Origin of the sequence: Bradyrhizobium sp. Arg237L (genome assembly GCF_029990105.1) — a bacterium.
Taxonomy (GTDB): Bacteria; Pseudomonadota; Alphaproteobacteria; order Rhizobiales; family Xanthobacteraceae; genus Bradyrhizobium.
Genome location: NZ_JAQMIL010000093.1, coordinates 22918 through 35695, shown reverse-complemented (window position 1 = coordinate 35695; position 12778 = coordinate 22918). Strand labels below are relative to the sequence as shown.

The window sequence follows — 12778 nt, the reverse complement described above, 5'->3', positions numbered from 1 at the left end:
GAGGTCTGCTTCAAGCCGAGCGAGCTGCCGACTGACGATCGACTTGGAGACGCCGAGCCGGCGCGCAGCAGATGACACGCCTCCGGCGTCAGCGACTTCCACGAATGTTCGCAGTTCTTCGATGTCCAATTTAGCGTTCCTGCTTTTGCGACACTGTGTGGCGCGGGTTGGCGCTACCGTATCGCAAATGGGAATGGCAGTGTCCACGTGGACATCGTCGCAGGCGGCGCATGTCTCCCCGCAAATCAGCCTCACCTAACGGCAGCACAGGATAGTTATGACCTTTCGCAACGGCCTTGCGTCGCTTCTTCGTCCCGAGGACTCGGTACTCGTTCTGATCGACCATCAGCCCTACCAGCTCGCGAACCTGAATAGCCACGACCCGCACATGGTCGTCAACAACACGACGGCCCTGGCGAAGACCGCCAAGGCCTTTGGGGTTCCCACCATCCTGACGAGCGTAATCGCAGAACGGGGCGGTCTCATCTTCCCCCAAATCACCGACGTGTTCCCTGGCCAGGAGGTGATCGACCGGACGTTCATCAACACTTGGCAGGACCAGAAGGTCGTGGACGCGGTCAAGGCGACGGGCCGCAAGCAGCTGATCATCGCCGGCCTGTGGACCGAGATCTGCGTTGCGATGCCCACGATCCAGGCGCTCGGCGAGGGCTGGGACGTGACGGTCATCACCGATGCGTCGGGCGGCACCTCGGTCGAGGCGCACGAAGTCGGCATCCAGCGTATGATCGCAGCCGGCGCGAACATGATGACGTGGCTGGCGCTGGCAAGCGAGTGGCAGCGCGACTGGGCGCGCACCGAGCATGCCGCCGAACTGACCAACGTGCTCATCCAGCATGTCGGTGGCAGCGGCATTGCCTACCTGTGGGAGCAGCAGCTGCTCAACACGCCGGTGCCACGCGCCGCGCGCTGATTCGGGCGGGGATGACGAGCGTCTTTAGCGATCCGTTGCGAACAAGCCGATTGCTTATCGAGCTGCGTCATCCCCGTCCTTACAAGACGGCTGCCCATGCCTGAATGCAAGGCGGCCGGCATGATCGACAACCAGTTCCTCCAGCCATACGCGCGACTACGCAAATCGCGGTGAGTTCTCATGGAAATCGGAATCGACAGCTTCGCCGCCGTGCTCCCGGATCCGGTAACGGGCAAGCTCCGGTCGGCGACCGACCGCATGGCCGACCTTCTCGAGGAGGTCGAAGTCGCCGACCGGATCGGGCTCGACGTCTTCGGCATCGGGGAGCACCATCGCGCTGAATTCCTTGATTCTGCGCCCACGATCATCCTCGCCGCCGCCGCGGCCCGCACCAGCCAAATTCGCCTGACGAGCGCGGTGACGGTCCTGAGCGCCGCCGACCCCGTGCGCGTCTTCCAGGAGTTCGCGACCCTCGACCTGATCGCCAAGGGCCGGGCCGAAATCGTCGTCGGCCGAGGGTCGTTTGGCGAAGCCTATCCGTTGTTCGGTCTGGACACGCGAGCCTATGACGACCTCTTCGCCGAGAAGCTCGATCTCTTCCTGAAGCTCGGCGAGACGACCAACATCACCTGGGAAGGCCGCTTCCGTCCGGCACTCACCGGCCAGGGCGTCTTCCCGCGCCCCCACCAGCCGCGGCTGCCGCTGTGGATCGGCGTTGGCGGCACACCACAATCCTTCGCTCGCGCCGGCGCGCTTGGCCTCCCGCTGATGGTGGCGATCATCGGCGGCAGCTTCGAGCGCTTCCGCCCGCTCGTCGACTTCTATCGCGAAGCCGGCGCGCGCGCCGGGCATGATCCCGAAAAGCTCAAGGTTGGCGTCCACGCAATGGGCTTCGTCGGCGAGACCGATGCGGCAGCCGTCGATGCCTTCTTTCCCGGTTGGGCGCATCTGATGGCGAAGATCGGCCGCGAACGTGGCTGGTCGCCGCCGACGCGCCGGCAGTTCGACGACATGGCGGGGCCCGACGGCGCGTTCCTGGTCGGCAAACCGGCGACGGTCGCAGCCAAGATGCTCCACGCCAGCGAGGCACTCGGCGGCGTCACGCGCATCACCTTCCAGATGAGTACCGCGTCGCTCGAAACCGCCGCGATGAAGCGCTCGATCGAGCTCCTGGGAAGCGAAGTCGCGCCGATCGTACGAGCGGCTCTGGCAAACTCGTGAGTGGCAGTTCATCTCGGCAAGGGGACGCGTGATGCGATCGGCTTCTCTACGGATAGGGCGTTCGGTCGTCATCACCAGCGCGGGCGCGGGGCTGGGCCGCGACATCGCGCTCGCACTCGCAGCCAGGGGCTACATCGTCTTCGGTACGGCCGAGTCGGCGGCGGAAGCACGCGATCTGAAGAACGCTTCCGGCGGGCGGGTCAGTCTTACCGTCTGCGACGTGACCAAGACGACGTCGGTGGAGGCGTGGGCCTGCGGTGTCACGGATGCGCTCGGTAACGCCGGGCTCGATCTTCTCATCAACAATGCCAGCATCCTAACCCAAGGTCCGATCGAAACCCTCCAGCTCGACGACATTCGGCACGAGTTCGACTGCAATGTCTTCGCCGTGATCTCGGTGACCAACGCTTTCCTGCCGGCCTTGCGGGCGGCACGCGGACGGATCGTGCAGATCAGTTCGTGGATGGCGAGCTTGCCGTTGCCCTTCAGCGGACCATCCGAAGCAGCGCATGCAGCGATGGAGGTGTTTGCTGCGGTCTACCGGGCCGAATTGAAGCCTTTCGGCATCGATGTCGTGGTGGTCTCCATCGGCAACATGTCGATGGGCGCTGGAGCGGCGAGCGGAGCTCTCGCGCGGATCGGGAACGCAATGACGGCCGAACAACGCAGACTCTACGGCAAGACGTTCGGCGCCTTCGCCAGCAGGTCGGGAAGCGTGCAGGCGGACGAGATCGATCCTGCTGCGGCTGCAGCGCGGGTGGTCGAGCTTGCCGAGCAACGTCCCGCGCCGAGCCGCGCTGCAATCGGACGCGACACTGAGCAGATGCTTAGTGCCGTCCGCCAGAAGCCTGACGCCGAGCTGGACGCGCTCCGCTTGAGGCTGGCCGGCCTGAGCTAATTTTCATTTCAACCGCAGAAAGGACCCACCAATGGCAAGTGAAACGATCCGCAATCCCCACACCGACCAGCTTCTGTCGCCGGAGAATTCGGCGCTGATCATCATCGACTACCAGCCCATCCAGGTCTCCTCGATTCGCTCGATGCCGCGCGACGAACTCGTCTTCAACATCACGAGCGTCGCCAAGGCGGCAGTCAATTACAAGCTCCCTATCATCCACTCGACCGTCAACGTGGCGACCGGCCGCAACAAGCCGCCGATCCAGGAACTGCAGGACGTGATCGGCCACCTGCCAACCTACGACCGCACCTCTATCAACAGCTGGGAGGACACCGAATTCAAGCAGGCGGTCAAGGCGATCGGCCGCCGGAAGCTCATCATGACAGCGCTCTGGACAGAGGCGTGCCTGACGTTCCCGGCGCTCGACGCGATTCAGGAGGGCTACGAGGTTTATGTGCCAGTCGATGCGGTCGGCGGCACCTCGCTCGCCGCGCACGAGGCGGCCTTGCGCCGCATGGAGCAGGCAGGCGCCAAGCTGATCAGCCGCGTACAGATGTATTGCGAGCTCCAGCGCGACTGGGCCCGCGAAACCACCGTTCCGGGCTTCATGGATGTCTTCGAAAGCTTCGATGGCTTCAACCCTGAGAAGGCCAACAACGAGGCAGCAAAAGTCCTGTGAACGCCTGAGGCCTGAAGATGGCGGCGGCCGAGAATTGTCGCCGCCATTCCTGCAAGGAGAAGAAGCGAATGAGCGAACTATTCATCGTCGTCGGGCTCAAGGCCAAGGTCGGCAAGGAGGACGAGCTGCGCCGTGATTTGTCCGCACTTGTCGAGCCCTCGCGGAACGAAGACGGCAATATTCGTTACGACCTGTTCGAAGATCAGAACGAGCCTGGACGCTTCGTGTTTGTGGAGGAGTGGTCGTCCATCGAGGCACGTACGCGACATCACGAGCATGGACCGCATATCGAGCACTTTCACGCCAATGGCGTGAGCAACGTCGACAAGACCGAGTTTGCGCACCTGCTGAAGCGCGTCGCCTGACATTTCCTGTAAAGACTCAATCGCAATCAAAAGGAAACCTTGTCATGTCGACCATAACTACCGCCGACGGCGTCAGCATCTTCTACAAGGACTGGGGTCCAAAAGACGCCCAACCCATCATGTTCCATCATGGCTGGCCGCTGAGCGCGGACGACTGGGACAACCAGATGCTGTTCTTCCTCAGCAAGGGCTATCGCGTCGTCGCGCATGACCGGCGCGGTCACGGCCGTTCTGACCAGACCGATACCGGGAACGATATGGACACTTACGCCGCCGATGTCGCCGCCCTGGTGCGCGCACTCGACCTGCAGAACGTAATCCATGTCGGCCATTCGACGGGAGGCGGCGAGGTCATCCGCTATGTCGCACGCAGCGAAAAAGGCCGCGTAGCCAAGGCGGTGTTGATCGGCGCCGTGACGCCGATCATGCTCGCGACGCCGCGATATCCGGACGGCCTGCCGATGTCGGTGTTCGATGGGTTCCGTCAGGCGCTTTCGAAGAACCGTGCGCAGTTCTTCCTCGATGTGCCCTCCGGCCCCTTCTACGGCTTTAACCGCGACGGCGCCGAGGTCAGCGAGGGGCTGATCCGCAACTGGTGGCGGCAGGGGATGATGGGCGGCGCCAAGGCTCACTATGACTGCATCGTCGCCTTCTCCGAAACGGACTTCACCGAGGACGTACAGGCGGTCTCGTTGCCTGTACTCCTGATGCACGGCGAGGACGATCAGGTGGTGCCGGTCGACGCTTCGGCCCGGAAGGCGATCGAACTTCTATCGAACGGTACGCTCAAAACCTATCCAGGGCTCTCGCATGGCCTATTCGCCACGCATCCCGATCTCATCAACGCCGATCTTCTGGCCTTTTTCAAGGAGTAATCGAACGTGAGTGGAATTGAGGACAATCCCGCCGAGGGTCGCTTCGAACTGGCGATCGACGGCAGCCATGAGATCGCCGCAGCCTATTATAGCGTGAAGGGCAATCGGATCGTCCTCACGCACACCATTGTTCCGGAAAGGTTCTCCGGGCGAGGCATCGGGTCGCAACTCGCGCGCGGCGTGTTCGAGGAGATCCGCGCCAGCAGCCGCAAGGTGATCCTGGTCTGCCCGTTCATGACCGCCTTCTACGCGCGCCATCCCGAATATGCCGACATCGTCGTCGGCGCGGCCGGATCAGGAGACCCTGCATGATCGAGATGGTCATCGAACAGCGGCGCCGCGACCTCGGCGGCGGCTTCGAAGTCGGCCGCGTGCTTCCGTTCGCGAAGCGGCGCATGATCGGGCCGTTCGTCTTCTTCGACCATATGGGGCCGCTCGATCTGCCGCCGGGCATCGATCGCAGCCTCGACGTCCGCCCGCACCCGCACATCGGCCTGTCGACCGTGAGCTACCTGTTCTCGGGCGAAATCATGCACCGTGACAGCCTCGGCTACGAGCAGCCGATCCGGCCGCAGGAGGTCAACTGGATGACCGCAGGCAGCGGCATCACGCACAGCGAGCGGCTCGAACGCGCTCGGGCGCATGGCGATCGGGTGCATGGCATCCAGGCATGGGTCGCGCTGCCGAACGGCCAGGAGGAGATCACGCCGTCTTTCTCGCACCATCCGGCAAGCGACCTGCCGCGATGGGAAGAAGCCGGCGTGGTCGGTCATCTCATTGCCGGCGGCGCCTATGGCCTGACCGCCGGCGCCAAAACGCTTTCGCCGCTGTTCTACGCGCACCTCGACATGGCGCCGGGTGCCACTGCGGAGATCCCGGGCGGCCACAGGGAACGCGCGCTCTACGTCGCGACCGGCGCGGTGGAGATGGACGGCATGCGCTACGAAGCCGGCAAGATGCTGGTGCTGAGCATGGTCGCCTCGCGCGTTCGGGCCACCGAGCAGGCCACCGTGATGCTCCTTGGCGGTGAGCCGGTCGGCGAGCGCTTTATCTACTGGAATTTCGTGTCCTCCTCGAAAGACCGGCTCGCGCAGGCTGCAGCGGACTGGAAGGCGGGAAGGATGAAGCTTCCGGAAGCCGACGACGCGGAGTTCATCGCTCTGCCCGACGAACCGGCGCCGCCCGCGCCGGGCATGTCGTGAACCGTCCAATGACGCGCAGCGGCGTGATCCGACGAAGATCGTGATGGCGGCGATTCGTACCCGTGTATCGGTCTCGGAGACCGGCGAAAGCCTGTTCGCGGTGTGCATCGAGAGCTCACGAAATTGTCGACGACGAGCCTGTCAGTACGGGCGGCGGTGGGCTTGGCCCAACCCCGTTCGATCTGATGACCGCCGCCCTGGCGGATGCACTGCCATGACCGTGCGCTGGTACGCGCGCCAGCACGACTGGCCGCTCGACCACGTGGAAGTGGTGGTAGATCACGCAAAGAAGCTGCTCGCCGGCGCGTCAGAACCGGTCGACGTCTTCCTTCCGGCTAACTCTCGATGCAAAGGATGACGAATGGACTTTTTGCAACAGAACCGCTTCCTGACCGACCATGGCTGATATGAGTTTAGGGCAGACGATCGGACCTGCAGTCGCGCTGATGGGTGCGGCCGTCGTCGCAGTGCCTTTGTTCAGGCGGCTCGGGCTCGGATCAGTACTGGGCTATTTCGGGGCCGGCGTGCTGGTGGGGCCATCGGTGCTCGGCCTTTTCACCGATGCGCAATCCATTCTTCACTTCTCCGAACTTGGAGTGGTGATGTTCCTGTTCGTGATCGGGCTGGAATTGCGCCCTCACAAATTGTGGGCGATGCGCGGTCAGATCTTCGGGTTGGGGCTTGCGCAAGTCGCTGCCGCGATCGCGGTCCTATCCCTGACCGGCGCGCTGGTGTTCGGTCTGCCAGGCCGCGTCGCCTTCATCGCCGGGACTGGCTTCGTCCTCTCCTCGACCGCCGTCATCATGTCGGTGTTGCAGGACCGCGGCGAGCTCTCTGGTGCGGAGGGCCAAAAATCGGTCGCGATCCTCTTGTTTGAGGATCTTATGATCGTTCCGCTGCTTGCGGTGGTCGCCTTTCTGTCACCACTGTCCCACGGGCAGGCAGCATGGACGGACATGCTGCTCGCGGTTTTGGCGATGTTGGCGCTGCTCGGCGTGTCGCGCTGGGCCCTGAACCCGTTCTTCGCGCTCCTGGCACGCGCCCGGACGCGCGAGGTTCTGACGGCGGGGGCGCTGCTCGTTGTTCTTGGGGCGGCGCTGCTGATGGACGTCGCCGGCCTATCGATGGCGATGGGGGCCTTCCTCGCCGGCGTGATGCTGTCGAACTCGAGCTATCGCCACCAGATCGAAAGCGACGTCGAGCCGTTCCGCGGCTTGCTGATGGGGCTGTTCTTTCTGGCCGTCGGTATGTCACTCGACCTCGCGATCGTCGCAGCCGAGTGGCAACTTCTGCTCGCGATGCTGCTTTCATTCACGATCGCTAAGGGCGCGGTCGTCTACACGGTCGCGCGCCTGTTCGGTGGCTCCAACCATGGGGCCCTGCATCGGACGTCGATGTTCCTGCAAGGTGGCGAGTTCGCCTTCGTGCTCTATACGGCGGCGACAGCGGGCGGCGTGATCGACGCGCGGCAGAATGCCCTATTCGCGACCGTTGTCATCCTTTCGATGGCCTTGACGCCATTGCTCATGATTGCCGCCGATCGGCTCCTCCACACCGAGGCGTCGATGGAGGGCGTCGATGCCGCCCGTGATTTGAAGGGCCGTATGCTCATTGTCGGTTTCGGCCGGTTCGGGCAGATTGCCTCGCAGGCGCTATTGGCCAAGGGCGTCGATCTTACCGTCATCGACAATGACCCCGATCGCATCCGCGACGCGGGCCGATACGGGTTCAAGGTCTTCTTTGGTGACGGCGCGCGGCTTGATGTGCTGCACCATTCCGGTGCCGGCGGCGCCGATGTGATCATGATCTGCATCGACGATCCGAAGGCCGCGATGCAGATCGTTGAACTCGCACAACACGAGTTCCCGCAGTCCCGGTTGTTGGTTCGAAGCCGTGATCGCGGGCATGCGGTGGAACTGATCCGGGCCGGTGTCGACTATCAGATCCGCGAGACGGTCGAATCTGCATATTTGATGGGTGCGCAAGGTTTAAGAGCATTGGGCTTTGCCGAGGCTGATATTGCGGAGGTGGTTGAGGACATCCGTCGTCGCGATACCGAACGCCTTTCTGAGCAAGTCCAGGGGGACGTTATGTCAGGCAGCGATCGACTGCTCCTTCAGCCCGTCCCCGAACCACTTGTGAGCCGGTAATCGCATCAGTCACGGAGAAGCGAGACACTTACGAATATCGGGGTGGGGCTTTGTTCGCCGATCACGACCATTCGCGGTCGGCGAAGGGTAACACCAAGGACGACGCCCTTTCATTCGCGAACCACCAACGCCGCCGGATAAGAGAGGGGCCGCTGACGGTGCGGTCCCGCGTCTATCTCAACGCGATCTTACTGGTCTCAGCTTGTAGCGCTTTCATCAGGAGCCGATTTCCCGGCCCGGCCAACCAACGATTCGAGAGGACTGCCCATGCCACCACGTGATGCTATATTCCCTGAGAACCGCCACGCTCTGTACGAGCAGCACGGATATTCGGCAGCGATTCGCTCCGGCGATCTGCTGTTCGTTTCCGGTCAGGTCGGAAGCCGTTCTGACGGTTCGCCTGAGCCTGATTTCGAGGCGCAGGTCCGGCTGGCATTCGCCAATCTGGAGGCGACGCTTGCGGCGGGAGGGTGCACTTTCGACGACATTGTCGACGTGACGACCTTCCATACGGATCCGGATAAGCAATTCGGCACAATCATAGCCGTGAAGAGCGACGTGTTCGCGCAAGCCCCTTATCCGAACTGGACCGCTATCGGAGTCAATTGGCTCGCCGGCTTCGACTTCGAGATCAAGGTGATCGCGCGCGTGCCGGATAAATCCTGATCCATCGCAGTCCGATATAGCCATCGGCCCGCCGAGCGGCTGGGCCAGGCCACAACGGGCCGTCAGCAATCGAAAACACGACCCTTGCCAGCAGAGGGGTTTGCCATGTCACAGGATCCCATTCTTCTGATCGGTGGATCGGGCATCGTCGGTCGCCATACAGCCAGGTATCTGCGAGCAGCCGCTCCGGACGTTCCCCTACTCATCGGGGGGCGAAATCTCGCCAGGGCGCGGAAGATCGCCGGGGAGGTTGGCCAAGCGGAAGGGGTAGTGCTCGATCTGGCGGCGCCTGATCTGGGCATCGGCGGTCAGTCGGTCAGCGCCGTTGCAGTTCTGTTGCGGGACGAGGCCCTGTCCGGCTTCCGCTTTGCCCGAGGGCGAGGCCTGCCCTACATCGGAATTTCCACGGGTATAGATGAGATCGGGCCCGAGGTTGCCGCCTTCATGCAGGATCCTACTCGGTCGACAGTGGTCCTTGGCACAGAATGGCTGGTCGGCGCGACATCGGTCACCACCCTTGCCCTTGCGCGGCGCTTCTCGCGGGTCGATGACATCCGCATCGGCCTGCTGCTGGATGATGAGGATCAAGGCGGACCGGCGCAGGTATCCGACCTCGAAGGGCTGACCAATGCGCCGCCTGCGGCTCTCACGCGTCGAAACGGCACCTATGTCTGGCGTTCTGGCGAGGATGCCAGAACAAGCTTTCGCGCCGTGGACGGCACTCAAATGGACGCGATCGCGATCTCGCCGAACGATATCCTCGCGCTGGCAGCCGCAACGGACGCGCCAAATGTAGAAATCAATCTGGCGACGGGCATGAGTTCCAGTCGCAGACGCGGCGAGCGCATGTCGACCGAGATTGTCATCGAACTCCGGGGACAGGACGATGCTGGCCGCCCCTTGGCTACGCGCCATGCCGTGGTTCATCCACAAGGGCAATTTCCTCTCACTGGGCTGGGCGTGGCAATGGTTCTCGAAAGGTGCTTGGCGATGGACGGGCGGCCGCCGGCCCCCGCGGGCCTCTATTTTCCGTGCCAGCTGCTCGAACCCGCGAGCTACCGGACCCGGCTTGAAGAGATCGGTGGACGGATTCTGGTTCTGGAGGCGCCATGAACACGCGCCGCGCGGCGATTGCCCCCAGGGCTACGACTTGCTCGATGGCCTGCCGGCCGAGGTTTTCATAGCCGACGCCGCTTATGATGCTGATCGATTGCGACAGGCCGTCGCGGCAAAGGGCGCCGTTGCTGTAATCCCAAACAACCCGGCACGCGCCCAAAGCACCCGCTCGACAAGCACCACTACGCTCAGCGCCATCTGATCGAATGCTGCTTCTCCAAGCTCAAGCAGTTTCGCCGCCTCCCAACACGATACGAAAAGACGGCGAGGAACTACCTCGCCGTCGTCACCCTTGCCGCCACCATCCTCTGGTCGCGGTAAGTGTCCACCAGTCCTAACGCTGCAGATCCGCGACCGGCGGGCTGCCGAACATGCTCTTGTATTCTCGGCTGAATTGCGAGGGACTTTGGTAACCTACCTCATACGCCACGCGCGCTACGTTGGTACTACCGGCGGCCAGCAGTTTACGAGCCTCTAGGAGGCGCATGTGGCGCTGAAAGGCGAGCGGACTGTAACCGGTGACAGCCTTGAAGTGCCTATGAAACGAGGTGACGCTCATGCCTGCGGATGCTGCCAGTTCAGAAATGACGACCGGTTTGCTGTGGTTGGCTCCCAGCCAATCGGCCGCCGCCTTGATTTGCCGCACTCGATCGTTGCGCTGACCGATCTGGCGGAGCGTGTCGCCCATCGTACTCTGCAGTAGCCGGTAATAAAGTTCGCTCTCGTAATGTGGCGCGAGCATGCCAATGTCGTCAGGCGCGTTTAGGAGCCCGACGAGACGCATGAATGCCTCGCCGACCGGGCCGTGCAAATCGCCTGCTGCCACCGCGCATGTCCAGGGATCCTCACGTCTGGGCATAGCGAGCATGACACGCGTGAGCATGTCGATATCGAGATGGAGGCTGATACCGACGTAAGGGAGTTCGGGTGTCGCGTCGGTCAATTGATGGGCATAGGGCAGACCGAACGACGATGCCGCGCAGGCGCCCGCTAATAGTTCGAAGCGGTTGGCGCCCATAGTCAGGACCTTGGTGCCCCGCGCGACGGCGTAGAACATGGGCTCGAATACCGCCGATGTCGGTAGCGTGGCACTTGTGCTCGTCCATACCGTCAAGCGTGGGATCGGTGTCGAGCGCCCCACCGGCCCCGGAAGCGGAGCTATGTAGCCGGCAACGTCTTCCAGTAGGCGACGGGTAGTGCTCTCGGGATCAGACATACCCATAGATAGCCATTTGGTAGGATTGGGCAAGTCTAAGGTATGATCGGGAATGTCGTCGCTTTCCTGCCAGCCTATCCTGCAGGCACGAAGGAGCAAATACGTGGATCGGCCTGTCGGGCGCCTGTCGCGATCTTACGCGGGCCATCTGAGCTCCTGAACTAACAGCGGTAGAAAAGGACGAACACGTGATCGATTTGAACGGAAAGCGTGCACTGGTGACGGGAGGGTCGCGGGGCATCGGTGCTGCGATCGCGCTGGCGCTGGCGGAGAACGGCGCCGACGTCGCATTTACGTATCAGCGCTCGACCGAAAAAGCTGAAGCGGTGGCCAAATCCATCGAAAGCACCGGGCATCGTGCAGTTGCCATCCAAGCCGACAGCGCCGACCCGGAGGCTATCGCGCGCTCCGTGAGCGAAGCCGTCGCAGCGCTCGGCGGACTGGATATTCTCGTCAACAACGCAGCTATAGGCCTCAGCGGAACGATCGCCGACATCGACGTGAACGAATATCAGGCCTTGATGGATGTCAACGTGCGAGCACCAGTGCTGTTTGCGAAGGCAGTCATTCCGTATCTCGCCGAAGGGGGACGAATCATCTCGATCGGTTCGGGCCTAGGGGAGCGGGTCCCGTTCCCGGGCGTGACGGCTTATGCGATGTCCAAGGCGGCGCTTACCTCCTTCACCCGCGGTCTTTCGCGCGAACTAGGCCCGAACGGCATCACCGTAAATCTCGTGCAGCCTGGGTCGACCGATACGGATGCAAACCCGGCGGACGGCGCGGGTGCCGAATTCCAGCGAAGCCTGACGTCCTTGGGGCGATTCGGCGAGCCACACGAAGTCGCGAGCGCCGTCGTCTTTCTCGCGAGTCCCGCCGCGGGCGTGATTACGGGCGCCATCCTGACCGCTGACGGGGGAGCGCTCGCCTGAGCGGACTTGATCTTAGCCTGCAGGCCAATCGCCTGCTCTAAGGTGAATTAAGCGCCGCACGGCATGGTCGAGGACTGCAAGAGCCTACCCCGGCATAGCCCCTCGCGCTAAGGCCGGGCCTTTAATAGGACCGGGCCGGTGGCGTGTGCGCGCTCGAACGGGCGCGGCCACCGCTCCGGCAAATGTGCGGCGTATCAACGTCATGAGCGGACAACGAGGTGAATGCGGCTTGCCTCCGGGGGGCGAACGCGAACAGTGCGACGTCCCCGGAGAGCAATCCTTGCACGAGCACCTGCTCGGGATAGCGGGGATCGGCTCGCGCCAAGGTGGGCCTCAATCTAGAATTTGAAGCGCACGAATGCCGAGGCGTACTGGACGTCGCGTCCGGGTGTTGCGCTATCGGAAAGGAAGGGACCGACGAAGCAATATGCATAGGCCAGCGAGAGGTCGACATGCCGCGTGGCATGCCACACGATGGACGCCGAAAGTTGGTCCCGATGTAGCGCTCGCGACTCTCCTGCCCCGTCCGC

At 62.9% G+C, this 12778-nt stretch carries 15 protein-coding genes and 1 pseudogene; 14 read left to right on the top strand and 2 right to left on the bottom strand.

Going from position 1 to position 12778, the window contains the following annotated elements; translation table 11 throughout:
- A partial coding sequence (locus OZ411_RS38015) for a LysR family transcriptional regulator (protein WP_282532042.1) occupies nucleotides 1–129 on the bottom strand: 129 nt, incomplete at its 3' end.
- 148 nt (nucleotides 130–277) lie between these two features.
- On the opposite strand from OZ411_RS38015, the gene OZ411_RS38010 reads away from it, so the two are divergent.
- From OZ411_RS38010 to OZ411_RS37950, 13 genes and pseudogenes are all read left to right on the top strand, one after another.
- Nucleotides 278–931 (top strand): hydrolase, encoded by a 654-nt coding sequence (locus OZ411_RS38010; RefSeq protein WP_282532041.1) that lies wholly within the window; start codon nucleotides 278–280, stop codon nucleotides 929–931.
- Nucleotides 932–1111: 180 nt separating this feature from the next.
- Complete coding sequence (locus tag OZ411_RS38005) at nucleotides 1112–2152, top strand: LLM class flavin-dependent oxidoreductase (protein WP_282532040.1); 1041 nt, start codon at nucleotides 1112–1114, stop codon at nucleotides 2150–2152.
- Between the two features lie 31 nt (nucleotides 2153–2183).
- A complete protein-coding gene (locus OZ411_RS38000; protein ID WP_282532039.1) occupies nucleotides 2184–3050 on the top strand; it encodes an SDR family NAD(P)-dependent oxidoreductase in 867 nt (288 codons plus the stop codon).
- A 31-nt stretch (nucleotides 3051–3081) separates the two neighbouring features.
- On the top strand, nucleotides 3082–3729 hold the full coding sequence (locus tag OZ411_RS37995; RefSeq protein WP_282532038.1) for a hydrolase: 648 nt from the start codon (nucleotides 3082–3084) through the stop codon (nucleotides 3727–3729).
- Between the two features lie 68 nt (nucleotides 3730–3797).
- Nucleotides 3798–4094 (top strand): putative quinol monooxygenase, encoded by a 297-nt coding sequence (locus OZ411_RS37990; RefSeq protein ID WP_282532037.1) that lies wholly within the window; start codon nucleotides 3798–3800, stop codon nucleotides 4092–4094.
- A 44-nt stretch (nucleotides 4095–4138) separates the two neighbouring features.
- The gene (locus tag OZ411_RS37985; RefSeq protein WP_282532036.1) at nucleotides 4139–4969 is read left to right on the top strand and encodes an alpha/beta hydrolase; all 831 of its coding nucleotides are present in this window, start codon (nucleotides 4139–4141) and stop codon (nucleotides 4967–4969) included.
- Nucleotides 4970–4975: 6 nt separating this feature from the next.
- The gene (locus OZ411_RS37980) at nucleotides 4976–5281 is read left to right on the top strand and encodes a GNAT family N-acetyltransferase (protein WP_282532035.1); all 306 of its coding nucleotides are present in this window, start codon (nucleotides 4976–4978) and stop codon (nucleotides 5279–5281) included.
- The gene (locus OZ411_RS37975; RefSeq protein WP_282532034.1) at nucleotides 5278–6171 is read left to right on the top strand and encodes a pirin family protein; all 894 of its coding nucleotides are present in this window, start codon (nucleotides 5278–5280) and stop codon (nucleotides 6169–6171) included. The genes OZ411_RS37980 and OZ411_RS37975 overlap by 4 nt, the downstream gene beginning before the upstream one ends.
- A gap of 214 nt (nucleotides 6172–6385) precedes the next feature.
- Nucleotides 6386–6529 (top strand): hypothetical protein, encoded by a 144-nt coding sequence (locus OZ411_RS37970; protein ID WP_282532033.1) that lies wholly within the window; start codon nucleotides 6386–6388, stop codon nucleotides 6527–6529.
- 40 nt (nucleotides 6530–6569) lie between these two features.
- Nucleotides 6570–8321, top strand: a complete 1752-nt coding sequence (locus OZ411_RS37965) for a monovalent cation:proton antiporter-2 (CPA2) family protein (protein ID WP_282532032.1) — start codon at nucleotides 6570–6572, stop codon at nucleotides 8319–8321.
- Nucleotides 8322–8588: 267 nt separating this feature from the next.
- Nucleotides 8589–8987, top strand: coding sequence for a RidA family protein (locus OZ411_RS37960; protein WP_282532031.1), 399 nt, complete (start codon nucleotides 8589–8591; stop codon nucleotides 8985–8987).
- A 270-nt stretch (nucleotides 8988–9257) separates the two neighbouring features.
- A complete protein-coding gene (locus tag OZ411_RS37955) occupies nucleotides 9258–10100 on the top strand; it encodes an NAD(P)-dependent oxidoreductase (protein WP_282532030.1) in 843 nt (280 codons plus the stop codon).
- A gap of 10 nt (nucleotides 10101–10110) precedes the next feature.
- Nucleotides 10111–10424, top strand: a pseudogene (locus OZ411_RS37950) (transposase); the annotation flags it as partial.
- A gap of 13 nt (nucleotides 10425–10437) precedes the next feature.
- Here the strand turns inward: OZ411_RS37950 and OZ411_RS37945 are convergent.
- Nucleotides 10438–11319: an AraC family transcriptional regulator gene (locus OZ411_RS37945; RefSeq protein ID WP_282532029.1), complete on the bottom strand. Its 882-nt coding sequence runs from the start codon at nucleotides 11317–11319 to the stop codon at nucleotides 10438–10440.
- Between the two features lie 188 nt (nucleotides 11320–11507).
- Between OZ411_RS37945 and OZ411_RS37940 the strand changes: the two genes are divergently transcribed.
- Complete coding sequence (locus OZ411_RS37940) at nucleotides 11508–12248, top strand: SDR family oxidoreductase (RefSeq protein WP_282532028.1); 741 nt, start codon at nucleotides 11508–11510, stop codon at nucleotides 12246–12248.
- Nucleotides 12249–12778 lie beyond the last annotated feature (530 nt).

Excerpts from the sequence above, each read along its gene's own strand:
- OZ411_RS37985 (WP_282532036.1), top strand. The coding sequence starts at position 4,139 with ATGTCGACCATAACTACCGCCGACGGCGTCAGCATCTTCTACAAGGAC.
- OZ411_RS38000 (WP_282532039.1), top strand. The coding sequence starts at position 2,184 with ATGCGATCGGCTTCTCTACGGATAGGGCGTTCGGTCGTCATCACCAGC.
- OZ411_RS37975 (WP_282532034.1), top strand. The coding sequence starts at position 5,278 with ATGATCGAGATGGTCATCGAACAGCGGCGCCGCGACCTCGGCGGCGGC.
- OZ411_RS38010 (WP_282532041.1), top strand. The coding sequence starts at position 278 with ATGACCTTTCGCAACGGCCTTGCGTCGCTTCTTCGTCCCGAGGACTCG.
- OZ411_RS37995 (WP_282532038.1), top strand. The coding sequence starts at position 3,082 with ATGGCAAGTGAAACGATCCGCAATCCCCACACCGACCAGCTTCTGTCG.
- OZ411_RS37960 (WP_282532031.1), top strand. The coding sequence starts at position 8,589 with ATGCCACCACGTGATGCTATATTCCCTGAGAACCGCCACGCTCTGTAC.
- OZ411_RS37945 (WP_282532029.1), bottom strand. The coding sequence starts at position 11,319 with ATGTCTGATCCCGAGAGCACTACCCGTCGCCTACTGGAAGACGTTGCC.
- OZ411_RS37970 (WP_282532033.1), top strand. The coding sequence starts at position 6,386 with ATGACCGTGCGCTGGTACGCGCGCCAGCACGACTGGCCGCTCGACCAC.
- OZ411_RS37990 (WP_282532037.1), top strand. The coding sequence starts at position 3,798 with ATGAGCGAACTATTCATCGTCGTCGGGCTCAAGGCCAAGGTCGGCAAG.
- OZ411_RS38005 (WP_282532040.1), top strand. The coding sequence starts at position 1,112 with ATGGAAATCGGAATCGACAGCTTCGCCGCCGTGCTCCCGGATCCGGTA.
- OZ411_RS37965 (WP_282532032.1), top strand. The coding sequence starts at position 6,570 with ATGGCTGATATGAGTTTAGGGCAGACGATCGGACCTGCAGTCGCGCTG.